At 56.4% G+C, this 20,453-nt stretch carries 14 protein-coding genes; 6 read left to right on the top strand and 8 right to left on the bottom strand.

What is annotated here, in order from left to right:
• Positions 1–97 precede the first annotated feature (97 nt).
• The 5 genes from infA to trxB all read right to left on the bottom strand — a co-directional run bounded on the left by infA (position 98) and on the right by trxB (position 5,991).
• The gene (infA, locus tag FKM52_RS02420; protein WP_002211347.1) at positions 98–316 is read right to left on the bottom strand and encodes a translation initiation factor IF-1; all 219 of its coding nucleotides are present in this window, start codon (positions 314–316) and stop codon (positions 98–100) included.
• 306 nt (positions 317–622) lie between these two features.
• The gene (gene aat, locus FKM52_RS02415) at positions 623–1,345 is read right to left on the bottom strand and encodes a leucyl/phenylalanyl-tRNA--protein transferase (protein ID WP_141174588.1); all 723 of its coding nucleotides are present in this window, start codon (positions 1,343–1,345) and stop codon (positions 623–625) included.
• Between the two features lie 33 nt (positions 1,346–1,378).
• On the bottom strand, positions 1,379–3,109 hold the full coding sequence (gene cydC, locus FKM52_RS02410; protein WP_141174587.1) for a heme ABC transporter ATP-binding protein/permease CydC: 1,731 nt from the start codon (positions 3,107–3,109) through the stop codon (positions 1,379–1,381).
• On the bottom strand, positions 3,109–4,878 hold the full coding sequence (gene cydD, locus FKM52_RS02405) for a heme ABC transporter permease/ATP-binding protein CydD (protein WP_141174586.1): 1,770 nt from the start codon (positions 4,876–4,878) through the stop codon (positions 3,109–3,111). Before cydD ends, cydC begins: the two co-directional genes overlap by 1 nt.
• Before the next feature lie 144 nt (positions 4,879–5,022).
• Complete coding sequence (gene trxB, locus FKM52_RS02400; protein ID WP_141174585.1) at positions 5,023–5,991, bottom strand: thioredoxin-disulfide reductase; 969 nt, start codon at positions 5,989–5,991, stop codon at positions 5,023–5,025.
• A gap of 523 nt (positions 5,992–6,514) precedes the next feature.
• Between trxB and lrp the strand changes: the two genes are divergently transcribed.
• From lrp to FKM52_RS02370, 6 genes are all read left to right on the top strand, one after another.
• Positions 6,515–7,009, top strand: coding sequence for a leucine-responsive transcriptional regulator Lrp (gene lrp / locus FKM52_RS02395; protein ID WP_017347019.1), 495 nt, complete (start codon positions 6,515–6,517; stop codon positions 7,007–7,009).
• Between the two features lie 118 nt (positions 7,010–7,127).
• Positions 7,128–10,760, top strand: coding sequence for a DNA translocase FtsK 4TM domain-containing protein (locus FKM52_RS02390; protein ID WP_141174584.1), 3,633 nt, complete (start codon positions 7,128–7,130; stop codon positions 10,758–10,760).
• 191 nt (positions 10,761–10,951) lie between these two features.
• Entirely contained in the window at positions 10,952–11,563 is a 612-nt protein-coding gene (gene lolA, locus FKM52_RS02385; RefSeq protein WP_141174583.1) for an outer membrane lipoprotein periplasmic chaperone LolA, read from the top strand.
• Between the two features lie 7 nt (positions 11,564–11,570).
• Positions 11,571–12,914: a replication-associated recombination protein A gene (locus FKM52_RS02380; RefSeq protein ID WP_141174582.1), complete on the top strand. Its 1,344-nt coding sequence runs from the start codon at positions 11,571–11,573 to the stop codon at positions 12,912–12,914.
• 99 nt (positions 12,915–13,013) lie between these two features.
• Positions 13,014–14,306 carry a serine--tRNA ligase gene (gene serS, locus FKM52_RS02375; protein WP_141174581.1) on the top strand — a complete coding sequence of 431 codons (1,293 nt, stop codon included), beginning with the start codon at positions 13,014–13,016 and terminating at the stop codon, positions 14,304–14,306.
• A 492-nt stretch (positions 14,307–14,798) separates the two neighbouring features.
• Complete coding sequence (locus FKM52_RS02370) at positions 14,799–15,950, top strand: MFS transporter (protein WP_141174580.1); 1,152 nt, start codon at positions 14,799–14,801, stop codon at positions 15,948–15,950.
• 57 nt (positions 15,951–16,007) lie between these two features.
• Here the strand turns inward: FKM52_RS02370 and pflA are convergent, their stop codons facing one another.
• The 3 genes from pflA to focA all read right to left on the bottom strand — a co-directional run bounded on the left by pflA (position 16,008) and on the right by focA (position 20,156).
• Positions 16,008–16,748 carry a pyruvate formate lyase 1-activating protein gene (pflA, locus tag FKM52_RS02365; RefSeq protein WP_141174579.1) on the bottom strand — a complete coding sequence of 247 codons (741 nt, stop codon included), beginning with the start codon at positions 16,746–16,748 and terminating at the stop codon, positions 16,008–16,010.
• A 166-nt stretch (positions 16,749–16,914) separates the two neighbouring features.
• On the bottom strand, positions 16,915–19,209 hold the full coding sequence (pflB, locus tag FKM52_RS02360; RefSeq protein ID WP_141174578.1) for a formate C-acetyltransferase: 2,295 nt from the start codon (positions 19,207–19,209) through the stop codon (positions 16,915–16,917).
• An 86-nt stretch (positions 19,210–19,295) separates the two neighbouring features.
• On the bottom strand, positions 19,296–20,156 hold the full coding sequence (gene focA / locus FKM52_RS02355; RefSeq protein ID WP_141174577.1) for a formate transporter FocA: 861 nt from the start codon (positions 20,154–20,156) through the stop codon (positions 19,296–19,298).
• Positions 20,157–20,453 lie beyond the last annotated feature (297 nt).

Raw genomic sequence — 20,453 nt, 5'->3', positions numbered from 1 at the left:
GGGGTTGTCGCGCGGGGAGCGCTGAAAACGCGAAAGGCCGGATTATCCGGCCTTGTTAGCAGACAGGCGTTAGCCTGCACCTCAACGCAAAACGTTATTAACGACTACGGAAGACAATGCGGCCTTTGCTCAGGTCGTACGGGGTCAGCTCAACAGTGACTTTGTCGCCCGTCAGAATGCGGATATAGTTTTTGCGCATTTTACCGGAGATATGAGCGGTAACCACGTGTCCGTTTTCTAATTCCACGCGGAACATGGTGTTAGGTAACGTATCAAGTACGGTACCCTGCATTTCAATATTGTCTTCTTTGGCCATCGAATCCTCTGGGTGGACTTCCAAGTTTTGAACCGGCAAGATAATGCCGAATTCCACGAATTATGTAAAGAATAGTTGGTTATTATACCAACGCCTACATGCACCTGTAGCGCAGCATGCAGGCATAACCTTCGTCGTCTGGTGACAGTGACGCTAGCGGGGGGAACAGCGGCTAAGAATCTGCTAAGCGGCGCCAGCCGTAAATAACAGTTCTGAAGATGCATGGTAATTCCCGGCTCGGTAACTCCGCTGCGCTGGCGCAATAAACGGACGACATACCAAACTCGCCTATTATACCACTATTCCTCACGGTTGCGTGTAAAACATCGGCCCGGCGCTAAAAAGCGTATCGGCTCGCCAGCATTCCTCATTGAGCGGCGCCTGCGCCAGCCGGCCGAGCGCCAGCAAATAGTCAAGGCGCGGGATCTCTTGCGCGCCGAGCGAGGCGGTATGCGGATTAATAATCTGGCAGTCAATAAGCTGCCCGCCGTGCCGCTTAAAGTGCTGGCAAAAAACCAGCAGCGCGGTTTTCGAGGCGTTTTCCCGCCGGCTGAACATAGATTCGCCGCAGAAAATTTGCCCCAGCGCCAGTCCGTACAGGCCGCCGACCAGTTCATCGTTGTACCATACCTCAACCGAATGAGCGTGACCGGCATCATACAGCCGCCCCCATGCGCGTTTGACCTCCGGCGTAATCCAGGTGCCTTCATCACGCGCGCTGGCGCAGCCCTCAATCACGTCGGCAAACGCGCGATTCATCGTCACGCGGTAGGGCGAACGGCGATGAAAACGCTGCATGCTGCGGCTGAGATGAAAGGCGTCCGGCAGCAGCACCGCGCGCGGATCGGGCGACCACCATAAAATAGGATCGCCCGGCGAAAACCACGGGAAAATACCGCGGTGATAGGCGTTAAGCAAGCGCGCCGGACTTAAATCGCCGCCCATCGCCAGCAGGCCGTTGGGTTCGCGCAGCGCCATTTCCGGCGGCGGAAAATTGAGCGAGTCGCGTGACAGCTGAATCAATCGCATCTCTGAGAAGCCCCGCAGTTTGAAAAACTATGACTATAGCGTAAAGCGCTGCTGAAAATGCCAGTAGCGTCCGCGTTTCGCCATTAATTCGTCATGTTTGCCCTGCTCAACGATTTCGCCCCGCTCCATAACGCAAATACGATCGAAATTCTCTATTCCCTGCAGGCGGTGGGTCACCATGATGGTGGTTTTATCAGCGGTTACGCGCGCCAGCAGAGCCAGGATCTGCTGTTCCGTTTCCGCATCCAGCCCTTCGGTCGGCTCATCCAGCAGCAGGATGGAGCTGTTGCGCAGCAGCGCCCGCGCGATAGCCAGCCGCCGCAGCTCGCCGCCGGAAAGCTGGCGTCCGCCTTCGCCCAGCCAGGCGTTAAGGCCCTGGCCGTCAGCCAGCAGCTTCTCCAGCCCTACCTGCTTCAATACATCAATCAGCGCTGCATCGCTGCTCTCTGCCGCCGCCAGCAGCAAATTGTCGCGCAGCGTCTGGTTAAACAGGTGCACCCGCTGGCTGACCACGCCAATCGCAGCGCGCAGCGCAGGCTCGCTCCATTGCGTCAGCGCTATATCCGCGATGCGGATTTCACCGTGCTGCGGATCCCAGGCGCGCGTCAGCAGCTGTAACAGCGTGCTTTTGCCGCAGCCCGTCGGGCCGAGCAGCGCCACGGATTCACCCGGCTCTACCCGGAGCGAAAGACGCTGCAGAGCGGGCGCCAGCGCGTTGGGATAGGAGAAGGTTACCTCGTTTAGCTGCAGCGCGCCGTCGCCGCTCGTTGCCTGTTCCTGCTGTGGAAAGCGCACGGCGGGCCGCTGGGCAAGAACCTGCTGGATGCGGGCGGCGGAGGCGAAAACCTGACCAAGGTGTAAAAATGCGCTCCCTACCGGCGCCAGCGCTTCAAACGCCGCCAGCGAACAAAAGACGAACAGCGCCAGCAGCGCGCCGGGCGGCTGCCACTCGCCGACGCCGCCTGCGCTCAGCCAGAGTATCAGCGTTACCGTTGCGCCGCTAATCAGCAGCAGTAATGACTGGGAAAGCCCCGTCAGGCTGGCCTGACGCCGCTGCGCCTGCTGCCAGCCGGCTTCAATCTCATTCAGCTGTTGACGGCTGTTTTCGAGACTGCCGTAAAGCGATAATTCAGCCTGCGCCTGTAGCCAGCGGGTTAGCTGCTGACGATAGCGCGCGCGCTGAAGCGTCATGGCTGCGCCAGCGGGGCGGCCGATACGGTAAAAGAGCGGCGGCAGCAGCAGCAGCGTAAGCAGCATAATCGCGCCCAGCGTCAGCGTCAGCGTAATATCGAGCCAGCATAGCCCCAGCGTCACCACGATAATCACCGCCAGCGCGCCGGTAAACGGCGAGATAATGCGCAGATAGAGGTGATCGAGCGTATCGACATCGGCGACAAAGCGGTTAAGCAGATCGCCCTGACGGAAATGCGCTATGCCCGCAGGCGACAGCGGCAGCAGACGGCTAAAGGTAAAGACGCGCAGATGCTGCAGTACGCGGAAAGTGCCGTCATGACTGACCAGCCGTTCAAAGTAGCGCGCCACGGTGCGGATAATCGCCGCGCCGCGCACGCCGGCGGCGGGAAGCATATAGTTAAAGCTGTAAAGGCCCGCGCCGCCCACCAGCGAGGCGGCGGCAAGAAACCAGCCTGACAGGGTTAACAGGCCGGTGCTGGCTAACAGCGTGAGGATCGCCAACAGCACGCCGAGCGTCAGGCGCCAGAAATGGCGGCGGTAGAGCCGCAGGAAGGGTCGCAGAATCGCCATTATGCCGGTTCTCCCTGACGGTGAGCGAGCAGAGCGGCAAAAGGTCCCGGCTGTCGGGCCAGCTGCTGCCAGGCGCCGCGCTGTATTATTTGTCCATCGCGCATTACCCAGATTTCATCCCACTGCGCCAGATCGTGCAGCTGATGGGTCACCAGCAGCGTGGTCTGCCGTTGTGAGGCGGCCAGCAGCGCGCGCATAACGTGCTGTTCGCTGTTGGCATCAAGGCTGGCGGCCGGTTCGTCAAGCAGCAGCAGCTGGCAGGGTTTCAGCAGCGCCCGCGCGACGGCGATACGCTGCGCCTGGCCCTGCGACAGACCGCCGTTTTGATCGCCGATTGCACTCTCCAGCCCCTGCGGCAGTCGGGCGATAAACTCATCCACCCCAGCCAGCTGCAGCAGCTGCGCTAAATGCGCGTCGGACACCGCCCGACCGTTGAGAATATTCTCCCGCACCGTCGCCTGCGGCAGCTGAGGATTTTGCCCCACCCAGGCAAGCGCCTGATGCCAGCTGGCGCGCTGCAGATCGCGCAGCTCAACGCCGTTAATTAACAGCGATCCCTGGTAGGGGAGAAAGCCGAGCAGTACGTTGATTAAAGAGCTTTTACCCGCGCCGCTCTGGCCGACCAGCGCGATACGGCGTCCCGGCAGCAGCGTAAAATCGAGCGGTCCGGCCAGCGTGGCGCCGTCCGGCGCCATAATCTTAAGCTGGCGCGCCTCGATATGCAGCGGCACATCGCCTGGTAATAGCTGTTGTTGATCCGCCGGCCGGGGAGGCTGATGCGCGCTAAGAAAATGGTGTAACGCGTCGGCTGCGCCGATCGCCTGCGCTTTGGCATGGTAAAAGGCGCCGAGATCGCGCAGCGGCTGGAAAAATTCCGGCGCCAGAATCAATGCCAGGAAACCGGCAAACAGCGTAACGGACGCGCCGTAATGACCAAAATCGAGTTCGCCAAGATAGGAGAAGCCGAAGTAAACGGCGACGATAGCAATAGAGACCGAGGCGAAAAATTCCAGCAGCGCCGAGGAAAGAAACGCCAGACGCAGCACTTCCATCGTGCGCTGGCGAAAATCTTCAGTAGCGGCGGCAATGGCCTGGGTTTCCGCCGTACCGCGATGGAACAGGCGCAGCGTATCCAGCCCGCGCAGCCGATCGAGAAAATCGCCGCTAAGGCGCGCCAGGGCCTGAAAGTTGCGACGGTTCGCATCGGCGGCGCCCATACCGACCAGCGCCATAAACAGCGGGATCAGCGGGGCGGTAACCAGCAGAATGATACCGGCGGCCCAGTTTACCGGAAAAATAACCAGCAGGATCAGTGCCGGCACCAGCGCCGCCAGGCTCATCTGCGGCAGATAGCGGGCATAATAATCCTGCATCTCTTCTGTTTGCTCCAGCAGCAGCGTGGCCCAGCTGCCGGCAGGTTTGCCCTGAATCCAGGCCGGCCCCAGCTGCTGCAGACGATCGAGCACCTGCTTGCGCAGCGCGCGGCGAATCTTCTCGCCGGAGCGGTAGCCGGCCTGCTCGCGCAGCCAGCCGAGCAGGGCGCGGGCGGCAAAGCAGAGCAGCAGCAACAGCATGGCGGGCAGCCACTGCGCACGCGGCTGCTGCGCCATAATTAACCGATCCATCAGCGTCGCCAGCAGCCAGGCCTGAGCGATAATCAGCAGGGCGCTGGCCAGACCCAGCAGCGTAGAAACCGTAGTCCAGGGGCGAGCATGTATCCGCTGTTGACGCAGCCAGCGGGTAAGTTGTTGTTGACGTTTTTTTTCCATGCGAGGCCGTTTCATTATAAAAAACAGGCTGGTCGATGCAGCAGGTGCAGGCCAGCGGAGGCGCAGGCAATGTAGCATGGCGGCAAGAAAAAAGGCGACTGTTGTACAGTCGCCCACGGAAAATAAGATCAGTTAATTAACAAGTTAAGTATTATTTTTAACTAAACCGTCCAGGTAGCGCTCCGCATCCAGCGCCGCCATGCAGCCGGTACCGGCAGAGGTGATCGCCTGACGATAGGTGTGATCCATAACGTCGCCCGCGGCAAATACGCCGGGGATGCTGGTCTGGGTCGCATTGCCGTGCAGGCCAGATTGCACCTTAATATAGCCGTTTTCCAGCTCCAGCTGACCGGCGAAAATCGCGGTATTGGGGCTGTGGCCGATAGCGACAAACAGGCCCGCCACTTCCAGCACTTCCGTCTGCTGCGCATCCTGAGTAGCGCGCAGGCGTACTGCGGTAACCCCCATTTGATCGCCCAGCACTTCATCCAGCTCGCGATCGGTATGCAGCACGATATTGCCGTTGGCTACTTTTTCCATCAGGCGGTTGATCAGGATCTTTTCCGCGCGGAAGCTGTCGCGGCGGTGGATCAGATGCACCTCAGCGGCGATATTGGCAAGATAGAGCGCCTCTTCCACGGCGGTATTGCCGCCGCCAACCACCGCTACTTTCTGCTGGCGATAAAAGAAGCCGTCGCAGGTGGCGCAGGCGGAAACGCCTTTGCCTTTAAACGCCTCTTCAGAAGGCAGGCCAAGATAACGGGCGGAGGCGCCGGTAGCGATAATCAGGGCGTCGGCCGTATATTCTCCGCTGTCGCCGATCAGGCGAAACGGACGATTCTGCAAATCAACGCTGTGGATATGATCGAACACGATCTCGGTGTTGAACTTCAGCGCATGTTCGTGCATCCGCTCCATCAGCAGCGGCCCTGTTAAATCATCAGGATCGCCAGGCCAGTTCTCTACATCGGTGGTGGTGGTTAACTGGCCGCCTTTTTCCAGGCCGGTGATCAACACCGGATTCAGGTTGGCGCGGGCAGCATAAACGGCTGCGGTGTAACCTGCCGGACCAGAGCCCAGAATAAGCAATTTACTGTGTGTGGCCGTACCCATGAGATCCTCATTATTTAACTGGCGACATGGAAACCGATTGTAGGGAATTTGCCGGCGCAAAAAAAGCGATCTGCGATTTTGTTAACAATTGATGTAAAAGGTTTAATCAATAGGTCGCGCCGGGCGACAAAAGAAGCGGGGAAAAGCGCGTGTAAAAAGCCAGGGCTCGGCCAGAAGGCGCGGAATAACCGCTTTAAATGGTTCCGGCCGCAAGCTCGCTGGCATGTTCTCCTGATTTTCAATGTTTTGCTTTGACAATCGCCTGCGCTTTTGCGAAAACATTGTGGGAAGCAGAGAATATTTGGGCTATGTAAACAGGGTTTCATACCACTTTTTATATTTAACGCCGAATAAACTCAGCCTGTGATTGGCAATGACGCATGGTGTGGACAGACAGCATGCCTCATGCGAATGAACGCTGGCACAGCAACAGGCGCATGTCTTCGCTTAACAAAAGACCCTGTACATCTATCAGGTTCAGGGTATGGCAGGCAAAGGGAAGGAATGAAGAGAGACAATAATAATGGTAGATAATAAAAAACGCCCCGGAAAAGACCTCGACAGAATCGACAGAAATATTCTGAACGAGCTACAGAAAGATGGTCGTATTTCTAACGTTGAACTTTCCAAACGCGTTGGGCTATCGCCTACGCCGTGCCTCGAACGTGTACGCCGCCTGGAACGTCAGGGCTTTATTCTCGGCTACACTGCGTTACTCAACCCCCATTATCTTGACGCATCCCTGCTGGTTTTCGTTGAGATTACTCTGAATCGCGGCGCGCCCGACGTGTTTGAACAATTTAACGCCGCAGTGCAAAAACTTGAGGAAACTCAAGAGTGTCACCTCGTTTCCGGCGATTTCGACTACCTGCTGAAAACGCGCGTGCCCGATATGTCCGCCTATCGTAAGCTGTTAGGCGAAACCCTGCTGCGTCTGCCGGGCGTTAACGATACGCGCACCTACGTAGTGATGGAAGAGGTGAAACAGAGCAACCGGCTGGTGATTAAAACGCGATAACACAGGGCAGGTGCAAAACCTGGTGGTATTCGGTACACTCCTGTGAATTCATACAGGCACAGCGTCGGTTAACCCGGCGCTGTTTCCTTCATAGTTTACAGGCACCTGGAGAGTTCTCTTGAGCCAGGAATATACAGAAGATAAAGATGTGTCTCTTAAGCCGCTGAGTAGCGGTCGTCGCCTGCTCGAGGCGCTGCTGATTCTTGTGGCGCTGTTTGCCGTCTATCTGATGGTGGCGCTGGTCAGTTTTAATCCTTCCGATCCCAGCTGGTCGCAGACCGCCTGGCATGAACCTATCCATAATCTGGGCGGCAGCGTCGGCGCCTGGCTGGCCGATACGTTACTGTTTATTTTTGGCGTGATGGCCTATGCCATTCCTCCGGTGATTCTTGGACTGTGCTGGATCACTTTCCGTCAGCGCGATCGCGAAGATTATATCGATTATTTTGCCGTCGGCCTGCGGCTGATCGGCGTGCTGGCGCTGGTGGTGACCACCTGCGGCCTGGCGGCGCTCAACGCTGATGATATCTGGTATTTCGCCTCCGGCGGCGTAATTGGCAGCCTGGTCAGCAACGCGATGGGCCCCTGGCTGAACGGCGCCGGCGGAACCCTGGCGCTGCTCTGCATCTGGGCCGCCGGGCTGACGCTATATACCGGCTGGTCCTGGCTGACGATTGCGGAAAAGATCGGTGCGGTGGTTATGGGCGTGCTGACCTTTGCCAGCAACCGCTCGCGTGCCGACGAAGCCTGGTATGACGATGATGAACCGGCTCCGGCGCCGAAAATTAAACGCGCGACGCGGCTGGATGACGAGGATGTGCTGCTGTCTTCGCCGCGTAAGCCGCGGGAAGAGGATGAAATAGCAGAGGATCCGCTGCTGGCTTATGCGCCAGATGGTGAAAAGAGCGTAACGTCGATTCCACACAGCGATATTGCGCCGCCACCGGCAGTGACCGCTCAGGCCCAGCCAACGGCCGCTCCATCCGCCGTCGGGCAAATGCCGGCGGCTCAGCCGCAGCCAACGGCCGCACAGCATGATGCCCGTTCTGCGGACAGCCAGCAGGGCGAGGCGTTACAGCCAGCTTCCGCGCCGAGTGCGTCTCAGGCAAATCAACAGTCGGCTTCGGCTGACGGCGTTGCGCCGCCGCTTTACCGCTTTGAAGTACCGCAGCAGGCAAGCGACGCCTTTACGCCGTCCGCCGGGGATGAGGGGCCGCAGATGGGCAACTGGCAGGATGCCGCCGCCTCAGCGCCGCAAGCGGATGCCGCGGCCGCAGCGGCCGTTGCTTCCGCTGCCGTTTCACCGCCGGCTTCCCCCTTTATGCCAGCCAGCGCGCCGGAAGAAAATAATCCGCAGATTAAACAGGGCATCGGTCCTGAGCTGCCGCGTCCGAAGCCGGTCAAGCTGCCGACGCGCCGCGAGCTGGCCTCCTGGGGCATTAAGCTGCCGTCGCAGCGCCAGGCGGAAGAGAAAGCTAAACAGCAGGCGCAGCAGCAGGCGAACGCGCCGCAGGATGATGAGCAGGCCGCCGTGCAGGATGAATCTCAGCTGCGCGATGCTTTTATGGCGCAGCAAAATGCGCGCTACGGGCAGGATTACGTCAGCGAAGAGGAAGATAACGCCCGACAGCAAGAGGCGCTGGCGCAGCAGTTCGCGCAGCAGCAGCAGCAGCGCTACGCGCAGACGGAACAGGCTGAAACTGCCTTATCACAGACGATAACGCAGCCGCTGCAGGCCGTTCAGCCGGAAAACCAGCCGCGCTATACGCAGCCGACCCGACCGGAATTAACCTGGCAGCATCAGGCGCCACCGGATAATACGCCGTCTGAAACGGCAGGCTTTACGTTGGATCCTGCCGCCGTCTTTGATTTTTCCCCGCTGGAAGATCTGGTTGATGAAGGCCCAGGCGAGCCGATTTTCACCATCGCCGCGCCGCCGGAGCCGGAAACGCCCGCCAGCGAGGCGCAGTGGCAGCAGCCGGCGCAGCAGCCGGAAGCGCACTATTATCGCGAGGCGGAAGTGGTTGCGGCGCCGCAGCCTGCCGCACCGGTTGTTGCTCCTGGTTCGCCATCCGGCTGGCAGAACGCGCCGCAGCCGGTCTCCTCATCTACACCTGAGCCGCAGGCCGCGTTCTCTGCGCCAGCAGAACCGCAGTCCGCCTTTGCGCCAGCGGCTGAGCCGCAGGCGCCGGAAGCCGGCGAATCGCTGGCGGATAGCCTGATCCATCCTTTCCTGATGCGTCACGAGCAGCCGCTGCATAAGCCGACTACGCCGCTGCCGACGTTAGATCTGTTGACCTCGCCGCCGGCAGAAGAAGAACCGGTCGATATGTTCGCGCTGGAACAGACCGCCCGTCTGGTTGAGGCGCGGCTGGCGGACTATCGTGTTAAGGCCGAGGTGGTCGGCATTTCGCCGGGGCCGGTTATTACGCGCTTTGAGCTGGATCTGGCGCCGGGCGTTAAGGCCGCGCGCATCTCCAACCTGTCGCGCGACCTGGCGCGTTCGCTCTCGGCAGTCGCCGTGCGCGTGGTAGAGGTGATCCCCGGCAAGCCCTACGTTGGCCTGGAGCTGCCGAACAAGCGCCGCCAAACCGTTTATCTGCGCGAGGTGCTCGACTGCGCCAGCTTCCGTGATAATCCCTCACCGCTCTCGGTGGTGTTGGGCAAGGATATCGCCGGCCAGCCGGTGGTGGCCGATTTGGCGAAAATGCCTCACCTGCTGGTGGCCGGTACTACCGGTTCCGGTAAATCGGTCGGGGTAAACGCCATGATTATCAGCATGCTGTATAAGGCGACGCCGGAAGAGGTGCGCTTTATCATGATCGACCCGAAAATGCTGGAGCTGTCGGTCTATGAAGGCATTCCGCACCTGCTGACGGAAGTCGTGACCGATATGAAGGATGCGGCCAACGCGCTGCGCTGGAGCGTCGGTGAGATGGAGCGACGCTATAAGCTGATGTCCGCGCTGGGCGTACGTAACCTGGCGGGCTATAACGAGAAGATCGAACAGGCTGAAGCGATGGGACGTCCGATCCCCGATCCGTTCTGGAAGCCGGGCGACAGTATGGATACGCTGCCGCCCACGCTGGAAAAACTGCCTTACATCGTGGTGATGGTGGATGAGTTCGCCGATCTGATGATGGCGGTCGGTAAAAAAGTTGAAGAGCTGATCGCCCGCCTGGCGCAGAAGGCGCGTGCCGCCGGTATTCACCTGGTGCTGGCGACGCAGCGTCCGTCGGTAGATGTTATCACTGGCCTGATTAAGGCCAATATTCCTACGCGTATCGCCTTTACGGTATCGAGTAAAATTGACTCGCGCACTATTCTCGATCAGGGCGGCGCTGAGTCGCTGCTGGGGATGGGCGACATGCTCTATATGCCGCCGAACTCCTCGATTCCGGTGCGCGTCCATGGCGCCTTTGTTCGCGATCAGGAAGTACATGCGGTGGTGCAGGACTGGAAAGCGCGCGGGCGTCCTCAGTATATCGACAGCATTACCGCCGGCGACGAGGGCGAGGGCGGCAGCCTGGGAATGGATGGCGATGAGGAGCTGGATCCGCTGTTCGATCAGGCCGTGGCCTTCGTGGTGGAAAAACGTCGCGCCTCCATCTCCGGCGTGCAGCGGCAGTTCCGCATCGGCTATAACCGCGCTGCGCGTATTATCGAACAGATGGAAGTACAGGGCATCGTTTCGCCGCCGGGCCATAACGGCAACCGTGAGGTGCTGGCGCCGCCGCCGCACGAAATGTAATAAAACGGCGTTCGCGCTGTCAGAGAGTAAGCGGGCCGGCATGACCGGCCCGCTGTTTATTTATGCATCAGGCAGCTTCTGCCGCCGCGCTTTCAGCATATTCTTCTGTCGGGAAGCGGACTGTCAGTCTAATCTGTAACAGGAGTTGGGACTGGCACGAAATAAAACGACGTGAAAAGGAATCGGTAGTCATGAAAAAATTAGTAATTGCATGCGGTTTACTTGCAGCGCTGACCTCCGCCGGTGCGCTGGCCGATGCCTCCAGCGAGCTACAGCAGCGCCTGGATAAAGTCAGCAGCTTCCATGCCAGCTTCAGTCAGAAGGTGACCGACGGCAGCGGAGCAAACGTGCAGGAAGGGGAAGGCGAGCTGTGGGTAAAACGTCCAAACCTGTTCAACTGGCATATGACCGCGCCGGATGAAAGCATTATCGTTTCCGATGGCAAAACGCTGTGGTTTTATAATCCCTTTGTTGAGCAGGTCAGCGCTACCTGGCTGAACAGCGCCACCAGCAATACGCCGTTTATGCTGATTGCGCGCAACCAGCGCAGCGACTGGCAGCAATATAATGTGAAGCAGCACGGCGATACCTTTGAGCTGACGCCGAAAAGCGATGCCGGCAATTTGAAACAGTTTACGGTGAACGTTTCCAGCAACGGTACGATTAATCAGTTCAGCGCCATCGAGCAGGATGGTCAGCGCAGCAGCTATATGTTAAAAAGCCAGCAAAACGGGGCGGTCAGCGCCGATAAATTTACCTTTACGCCACCAAAAGGGGTGACGGTAGACGATCAACGTCAGTGAGGTTGAGTTGAGTAATCTCTCGCTTGATTTTTCTTCTGAGCAGTTTCAACCGCTGGCCGCGCGTATGCGGCCAACGCTGCTTGAACACTATATCGGGCAGCAGCACCTTCTTGCGCCTGGAAAACCACTTACGCGCGCGATTGAAGCGGGTCATCTGCACTCCATGATCCTCTGGGGGCCGCCCGGCACCGGTAAAACCACGCTGGCTGAGTTGATTGGTCGCTACGGTAACGCCGACGTCGAGCGCATCTCTGCCGTGACTTCCGGCATTAAAGAGATCCGTGAGGCGATCGAACGCGCGCGCCAGAATCGCCAGGCCGGACGGCGCACTATTCTGTTTGTCGATGAGGTGCATCGCTTTAATAAAAGCCAGCAGGACGCCTTTTTACCCCATATTGAAGATGGCACCATCACCTTTATCGGCGCCACCACTGAAAATCCCTCTTTTGAACTGAACTCGGCGCTGCTGTCGCGTGCGCGCGTCTATTTGCTGAAGTCGCTCACTACGGAAGAGATTGAAACGGTACTGGAGCAGGCGCTGACCGACAACGAGCGCGGGCTGGGTAAAGAGAATATTGCGCTGCCGGCGGCAACGCGCCGTATGATTGCAGAGCTGGTTAATGGTGATGCGCGTCGGGCGCTGAACACGCTGGAAATGATGGCCGATATGGCGGAGAGCGACGCGCAAGGGAAGCGTACGCTGACGCCTCAGCTGTTAAACGAGGTTTCCGGCGAACGTGCGGCGCGTTTCGATAATAAAGGCGATCGCTATTACGATCTGATTTCCGCGCTGCATAAATCGGTGCGCGGCTCGGCGCCGGATGCCGCTCTCTACTGGTATGCACGCATTATTACCGCCGGCGGCGATCCGCTCTATGTGGCGCGCCGTCTGCTGGCGATAGCTTCTGAGGATGTCGGCAACGCCGACCCGCGCGCCATGCAGGTCGCTATCGCCGCCTGGGATTGCTTTACCCGCGTCGGTCCGGCGGAAGGCGAGCGCGCCATCGCTCAGGCGATTGTTTATCTTGCCTGTGCGCCGAAAAGTAATGCGGTCTATACCGCTTTTAAGGCGGCACTGCGCGACGCGCGTGAAAAACCCGATTTTGATGTGCCGGAACATTTGCGCAATGCGCCGACAAAATTAATGAAGGAAATGGGGCTGGGCAAGGCCTATCGCTACGCCCATGATGAACCCAACGCCTACGCGGCGGGAGAGGAGTATTTCCCGGCGGAAATGGCGCAGACCCGCTACTATCAGCCCAGCAGCCGCGGGCTGGAAGGTAAAATTGGCGAAAAGCTCGCCTGGCTGGCGGAGCAGGATCAAAATAGCCCGACAAAACGCTACCGCTAGCCCAGGCGTTGCGGTAAGGTTAGCGCAATAGCCAGGTGGACCCTGAAGGAACGCTTTGGTTCAACACTCTTTTTTAATTACAGTAAGCACAGGATAAGCATGCTCGATCCCAATCTGCTGCGTAACGAGCCAGACGCAGTCGCAGAAAAACTGGCACGCCGAGGATTTAAACTGGATGTGGAGACGCTCAACTCGCTTGAGGAGCGCCGTAAAGTTCTGCAGGTAGAAACGGAAAACCTGCAGGCCGAGCGTAACGCCCGTTCTAAATCCATCGGACAGGCGAAAGCGCGCGGGGAAGATATTGAGCCACTGCGTCAGGAAGTTAACGCGCTGGGCGAGCGTCTGGATGCGGCGAAAGCTGAGCTGGATGCGTTGCAGAACCAGATTCGGGATTTTTCGCTCGCTTTACCTAACCTGCCGGCTGATGAAGTTCCGCTGGGCAAAGATGATTCTGAAAACCTGGAAATCAGCCGCTGGGGCGAACCGCGCCAGTTTGACTTCCCGGTGCGCGACCATGTCGATCTGGGCGAGCTGGCGAAAGGGCTGGATTTTGCCTCGGCGGTTAAACTGACCGGCTCGCGTTTCGTGGTAATGCAGGGACAGATCGCGCGTCTGCATCGCGCCCTGAGCCAGTTTATGCTCGATCTGCATACGCAGCAGCACGGCTATACCGAAACCTATGTCCCTTACCTGGTTAACCATGCCACGCTGTATGGCACCGGTCAGCTGCCGAAGTTTGGCGAAGACCTGTTCCATACCCGTCCGCTGGAAGAAGAGGCGGACAGCAGCAACTATGCGCTGATCCCGACGGCGGAAGTGCCGCTGACCAACCTGGTGCGTGACGAAATCGTCGAGGAAGAATCCCTGCCGATCAAGCTCACCGCCCATACGCCGTGCTTCCGCGCCGAGGCTGGCTCTTACGGACGTGATACCCGCGGCCTGATCCGTATGCACCAGTTTGATAAAGTTGAAATGGTGCAGATTGTGCGCCCGGAAGATTCAATGCAGGCGCTGGAAGAGCTGGTTGGCCATGCGGAAAAAGTGCTGCAGCTGTTGAATCTGCCCTATCGTAAAGTACTGCTCTGCACCGGCGATATGGGCGCCGGCTCTGCCAAAACTTACGATCTGGAAGTATGGCTGCCGGCGCAGAATACTTACCGTGAGATCTCCTCCTGCTCCAATATGTGGGATTTCCAGGCCCGTCGCATGCAGGCGCGCTGCCGCAGCAAGCATGACAAGAAACCGCGTCTGGTGCACACGCTGAACGGCTCAGGCCTGGCCGTAGGCCGTACGCTGGTAGCGGTGCTGGAAAACTACCAGCAGGCTGACGGACGTATCGAAGTGCCGGAAGTGCTGCGTCCCTATATGGGCGGCCTGACGATTATTGGCTAAGCCCTGGCGTCTTCCCAGCCCGCCGCTTATCCCGGCGGGCTTTTTTATTTCTCATGGAAAATCAGAGCTGGCGAAGATAGTCATTAACCGGTTTTGCCTCTGCCCTGGCGTCTGCGGTTTTAATCTTCTCTGGCGCGGCAGCGCGTTATTTTTAACGGTTTTGACATATTTCACCAGGGCGCAACCAGCAGCCTCTTCGGTCAGCGTCTACTTATTTCTGGTAAATAAAAACGTGCCCGCCATTATTTATCTGCCGCGATAAACCAAAAAATAAATATATCGAACTGCACCGCCTTATTAAAATTAACTTATTGATTTATCTGTATTTCAGTGTTTTTCTAACGTGAGTTTACCCGTCAGCGCGTGGCGATTAATAAAAAAATTAAATCGGGCTGAGGCAAATTGTGCCGCCGGAAAATTCTGCTGATTGACTTTAAAAACAGGAGTGGCAATATTCGCGCACTTTCCCTCACTTCCCTGTGATTTTTGCCGATGTCCACCTGGTCTCGTCCCGTTGTGCTGCTGCTTTGCGGCCTGCTGTTGCTAACGGTTTCCATCGCCGTGCTGAATACGCTGATTCCGTTATGGCTGGCTCATGATAATTTGCCTACCTGGCAGGTGGGTATGGTGAGCTCTTCCTATTTTACCGGCAATCTTATCGGCACCTTGCTGGCCGGCTGGCTGATCCGACACTACGGCTTTAACCGTAGCTATTACCTGGCTTCGCTGGTTTTTGCCACTGCTACCGTCTCGCTGGGGTTGAGCGACGGTTTCTGGAGCTGGACATTATGGCGGCTGGTAGCCGGCGTTGGCTGCGCCTGGATCTGGGTAGTGGTAGAGAGCGCTCTGCTGTGCAGCGGGACGCTACGTAATCGCGGTCAGCTGCTGGCGGCCTATATGATCGTTTATTACCTCGGTACGGTGGCCGGCCAGCTGCTGGTCAGCAGAGTACCCACCGGCATAATGAATGTGCTGCCGTGGGTCAGCGCGGTGATTCTGGCCGGTATGCTGCCTGTTCTGTTGATGAAAATTCAGCCGGCAGCCAGTGAAGAAGGGAACGCGTCGGGAGGCATGTGGCCTATGCTGCGCCGCCGTAGTTCAAGGCTGGGAATTAACGGCTGCATCATATCCGGCATCGTGCTGGGTTCGCTGTATGGTCTGATGCCGCTCTATCTTGCCCATCAGGGCGTCAGCGATGCCAATGTCGGTTACTGGATGGCGCTGTTAGTGAGCGCCGGGATTGTCGGGCAGTGGCCGATTGGGCGTATTGCCGATCGCTACGGGCGGCTGCTGGTCCTGCGGGTGCAGGTATTTGTGCTTATTCTTGGCGCCGTAGCGATGTTGAGCAATACCGCAATGGCGCCGGCGCTGTTTATCCTCGGCGCCTCAGGCTTTACCCTTTATCCGGTAGCGATGTCCTGGGCCTGTGAAACGGTTAAGCATCATGAGCTGATAGCGATGAATCAGGCGCTGCTGCTGAGCTATACCGTCGGCAGCCTGGCGGGGCCGGGCATGACGGCGATGCTGATGCAGCACTATTCCGATCGCCTGCTGTTTGTGATGATTGCCGCCGTGGCGCTGGTCTATCTGGTTATGCTGTTACGCAAGGCGGATCAACATATTACGCCGGTGGCTCAGGCCTGATTATGCAAAAGGGCGACCGCGTCGCCCTTTTTTGCTTTTCTGGCACTTCAGCCTGCTTTAATAGATCACTTTATGGCCGTATCCTTCAAGGATATGCTTGATGCGGTCCATGGTGTCCGCTTTCGGCGGTTTTACGCCTTCCAGCTTATATTCTTCGCCCATTGCAATCCATTTATGCTTGCCCAGCTCATGATAGGGCAGCAGCTCAATCTTCTCGATATTGCTCATATCACGGGTAAATTCGCCCAGACGATGGGCGGAATCATCATCATCGGTATAGCCGGGGACGATAACGTAGCGTATCCAGGTGCGGATGCCTTTTTTCGCGATATAGCGCGCAAAATCCATTACGCGGTGGTTAGATACGCCTACCAGAATTTGATGGACATCATCATTAATCTGCTTCAGATCGAGCATTACCAGATCGGTTACTTCCAGCAGCTCGTCAATAACCGGATCGTAACGTCGTACGAAGCCGTTGGTATCCAGGCAGGTATGAATGCCTTCCGCTTTACAGGCGCGGAACCAGTCGCGAACGAAGGCCGCCTGCAGCATAGCCTCACCGCCTGAAGCGGTAACTCCGCCGCCGGAGGCGTTGATAAAGTGACGATAGGAGAGTACATCCCGCATCAGTTCTTCCACCGTGACCTCTTTACCGCCGTGAGTATCCCAGGTATCGCGATTATGGCAGTAAAGGCAGCGCATCAGGCAGCCCTGAAAGAAGGTTATAAAGCGGATTCCGGGACCATCAACGGTGCCGCAGGATTCAAATGAGTGAATACGACCGGTACATGACATTGCGATGAGTTCTCCAAAGTGAACCTGCCTGGCAGGTGACGCAGTCTTTAGGGCTGCTGCGTTCATTTGAGTCTGATTTGCCAGATGACCTTATTATAGATCTCTGGCAAATCAGGCTGCTGGTGAAAAGGCTCCCGAAGGAGCCTTTAATCACAACAGCGAGGAATTACAGGGACTTAGTGAAAGTACGAGTAATAACGTCCTGCTGCTGTTCTTTCGTCAGCGAGTTGAAACGTACGGCATAGCCGGAAACGCGAATGGTCAGCTGCGGATATTTTTCCGGGTGTTCCATCGCATCCATCAGCATTTCACGGTTCATTACGTTAACGTTCAGATGCTGACCGCCTTCAACCATGGTGTTCGCGTCGACTTCATGGTGGAAGTAACCATCCATCAGACCCGCCAGGTTGGTTTTACGCACGTCATCATCTTTACCCAGCGCGTTCGGTACGATAGAGAAGGTGTAAGAGATACCATCTTTAGCGTAAGCGAAAGGCAGTTTTGCTACCGAGGTCAGAGAAGCTACCGCGCCTTTCTGATCGCGACCGTGCATCGGGTTGGCGCCCGGTCCGAAAGGTGCGCCGGCGCGACGGCCGTCCGGAGTATTACCGGTTTTCTTACCGTAAACCACGTTAGAGGTGATGGTCAGTACAGACTGAGTCGGTACTGCGTTACGGTAGGTGTTCAGTTTCTGAATTTTCTTCATGAAACGTTCAACCAGATCGCAAGCCAGGTCATCTACACGCGGATCGTTGTTACCGAACTGCGGATATTCGCCTTCGATTTCGAAGTCTGTTGCCAGGCCATCTTCATCGCGAATCGGTTTAACTTTGGCGTATTTGATGGCTGACAGGGAGTCAGCAGCCACGGACAGCCCGGCGATGCCGCATGCCATGGTGCGATAAACATCACGATCGTGCAGCGCCATCAATGCAGCTTCGTAGCTGTATTTATCGTGCATGTAGTGGATGATGTTCAGCGCAGTGACATACTGCTTAGCCAGCCAGTCCATGAAGTGGTCGAGACGCGCCATAACGGTGTCGAAATCCAGCACTTCATCAGAGATCGGCGCTTCTTTCGGGCCGACCTGCATCTTCATTTTTTCATCGACGCCGCCGTTGATTGCGTACAGCAGCGTTTTAGCCAGGTTGGCGCGCGCGCCGAAGAACTGCATCTGTTTGCCGACAATCATCGGGCTAACGCAGCAGGCGATAGCGTAATCGTCGTTGTCGAAGTCAGGACGCATCAAGTCATCGTTTTCATACTGAACGGATGATGTGTCGATAGAGACTTTCGCTGCATATTTTTTGAAGTTGATAGGCAGCTGTTCTGACCACAGGATGGTCATGTTCGGTTCCGGAGACGGACCCATGGTGTACAGGGTGTTCAGGAAACGGAAAGTTGTTTTGGTTACCAGCGTACGGCCATCAACGCCCATACCTGCCAGTGATTCAGTTGCCCAAATCGGGTCGCCGGAGAACAGTTCATCATATTCCGGCGTACGCAGGAAGCGTACCATACGCAGTTTCATGACCAGATGGTCGATCAGTTCCTGAGCTTCTTCCTCAGTCAGTTTACCGGCCTGCATATCGCGTTCGATATAAACATCCAGGAAGGTGGAAACGCGACCGAAGGACATGGCTGCGCCGTTTTGTGACTTAACGGCAGCCAGGTAAGCAAAGTAGGTCCACTGTACGGCTTCACGCGCGTTGGTTGCCGGACGAGAAATATCGCAACCATATTTGGCCGCCATCTCTTTCAGCTGGCCCAGCGCACGATGCTGTTCAGCGATCTCTTCACGCAGACGGATAGTGGCTTCAAGGTTAACGCCATTTTCCAGATCGCTCTGCAGAGAAGCGAACTGTGCAAATTTATCCTGCATCAGGTAGTCGATACCGTACAGCGCTACGCGACGGTAGTCGCCAATGATACGGCCGCGGCCATAGGCATCAGGCAGACCGGTCAGCACGCCGGATTTACGGCAGCGCAGGATATCCGGAGTATAAACATCGAATACGCCCTGGTTATGGGTTTTACGGTATTCGGTGAAGATTTTTTTCAGCTGCGGATCGAGTTCGCGGTTATAGGCTTTGCAGGAGCCTTCAACCATTTTGATGCCGCCAAACGGAATGATTGCGCGTTTCAGCGGAGCATCAGTCTGCAAACCAACGATTTTTTCCAGGCTTTGATCGATATAGCCGGCATCGTGAGAGGTGATGGTAGAAGCGACACTGGTATCGAAATCAACCGGCGCGTGCGTACGGTTTTCGATTTTGATGCCTTCCAGGACTTTATTCCAGAGCTGAGTGGTTGCTTCAGTAGCACCGGCCAGGAAGGATTCATCTCCTTCATAAGGCGTATAGTTTTTCTGAATAAAATCGCGAACGTTAACTGATTTCTGCCAGTCGCCGGCGGTAAAACCTTCCCAGGCAGCATTCAGTTTGTCATTGAGCTCGGTCATAATATACCTACCTTCTGATAAAAGTTCTTTTTTAGACCAAACAGGGGATGTTTGCCTGCCCGGTCGAATTCGTTACGCAGCTACCGTTAATGATGAGCTGAGTTGCCGCGTAAATAAATTACCCAGTACGTTAACCCCACCAGCAAGCCGCCGCCGATGATGTTGCCGATAGTGACAGGAATGAGGTTATCAACGATAAAGTGGCTTAACGTCAGGTGAGAGAACTGATCCGCCGTTACGCCGGTCGCCTGCCAGAATTCAGGGGAGGCAAAATCACGGATAACAATTCCCATAGGGATCATAAACATGTTGGCAATGCTGTGCTCGAAGCCACAGGCGACAAACATCCCTACCGGTAATACCATGGCAAGCATTTTGTCCGTCAGGCTGCGCCCGGAATAGCTCATCCAGACCGCAAGGCAGACCATCAGATTTGCCAGCGTACCCAGGCATACGGCCTGAATAAAAGTATGATGCATTTTGTGATCGGCGGTCTGTAAGACATTTAAGCCCCATGCGCCGTTGGCAACTTCATACTGACCGGAAAACCAGATAAGCGCGACAAAAAACAGTGCGCCGAACAGGTTGCCGACGTAAACGTTCAGCCAGTTTTTCGCCAGCTGTCCCCAGCTGATGCGGCCGCTGGCCTTAGCGACCACGATCAGTACGGTTGAGGTAAAGAGATCGGCGCCGCAGACGACCACCAGCATCAAACCTAATGAGAAACAGAGACCGCCGACCAGCTTAGCCAGGCCATAAGGAACATCGGCTGTTCCGGTGGTTGCGGTAATATAGAAAACAAAGGCGATAGAGATAAAAACGCCAGCGTTGATTGCCAGAAAAAACGTGGTTAATGGATGTTTCGTAGCTTTATAGACACCCGCTTCTTCAGCAACTTTCGCCATAGCTGGTGGTAATAAAAGATTGAAAGGATTGTCAGTACTCATACCAACGCACTCCCATAAAAAATTGTCGGCGTGATACTAACAAAGGAGTATTTGGCAAAATTTGATGTAGATCATATTGGGCGATAAGACAGAATGCAAAAGCCGGATAAAATACAGGGGTAATCCGTTTAAGTGTTTGAATTATAATAATAAAAATTATTTTAATTTATGCAAAAAAAATTGAATAAAGCATTTAATGTATAGCTTTAAAAAGAGAAAAGCCGCGGTGAATAGCGGAGATTGTAATTAAAAAGAAATGGAATTGTTTATATTGTTAATGTCACGTCAGGTAAAATA

The sequence above is a fragment of the Mixta tenebrionis genome (assembly GCF_006517625.1).
In the GTDB taxonomy this organism is placed as follows: Bacteria; Pseudomonadota; Gammaproteobacteria; order Enterobacterales; family Enterobacteriaceae; genus Mixta; species Mixta tenebrionis.
Note: the sequence above shows the minus strand (reverse complement) of the source record. Positions and strands in the feature narration are given on the sequence as shown.

What these genes read in the sequence shown, in the direction of transcription:
- cydD (WP_141174586.1), bottom strand. Translation starts at nt 4,878, where the DNA reads ATGGAAAAAAAACGTCAACAACAACTTACCCGCTGGCTGCGTCAACAG.
- serS (WP_141174581.1), top strand. Translation starts at nt 13,014, where the DNA reads ATGCTCGATCCCAATCTGCTGCGTAACGAGCCAGACGCAGTCGCAGAA.
- lolA (WP_141174583.1), top strand. Translation starts at nt 10,952, where the DNA reads ATGAAAAAATTAGTAATTGCATGCGGTTTACTTGCAGCGCTGACCTCC.
- FKM52_RS02370 (WP_141174580.1), top strand. Translation starts at nt 14,799, where the DNA reads ATGTCCACCTGGTCTCGTCCCGTTGTGCTGCTGCTTTGCGGCCTGCTG.
- lrp (WP_017347019.1), top strand. Translation starts at nt 6,515, where the DNA reads ATGGTAGATAATAAAAAACGCCCCGGAAAAGACCTCGACAGAATCGAC.
- cydC (WP_141174587.1), bottom strand. Translation starts at nt 3,109, where the DNA reads ATGGCGATTCTGCGACCCTTCCTGCGGCTCTACCGCCGCCATTTCTGG.
- focA (WP_141174577.1), bottom strand. Translation starts at nt 20,156, where the DNA reads ATGAGTACTGACAATCCTTTCAATCTTTTATTACCACCAGCTATGGCG.
- infA (WP_002211347.1), bottom strand. Translation starts at nt 316, where the DNA reads ATGGCCAAAGAAGACAATATTGAAATGCAGGGTACCGTACTTGATACG.
- pflA (WP_141174579.1), bottom strand. Translation starts at nt 16,748, where the DNA reads ATGTCATGTACCGGTCGTATTCACTCATTTGAATCCTGCGGCACCGTT.
- pflB (WP_141174578.1), bottom strand. Translation starts at nt 19,209, where the DNA reads ATGACCGAGCTCAATGACAAACTGAATGCTGCCTGGGAAGGTTTTACC.
- trxB (WP_141174585.1), bottom strand. Translation starts at nt 5,991, where the DNA reads ATGGGTACGGCCACACACAGTAAATTGCTTATTCTGGGCTCTGGTCCG.
- aat (WP_141174588.1), bottom strand. Translation starts at nt 1,345, where the DNA reads ATGCGATTGATTCAGCTGTCACGCGACTCGCTCAATTTTCCGCCGCCG.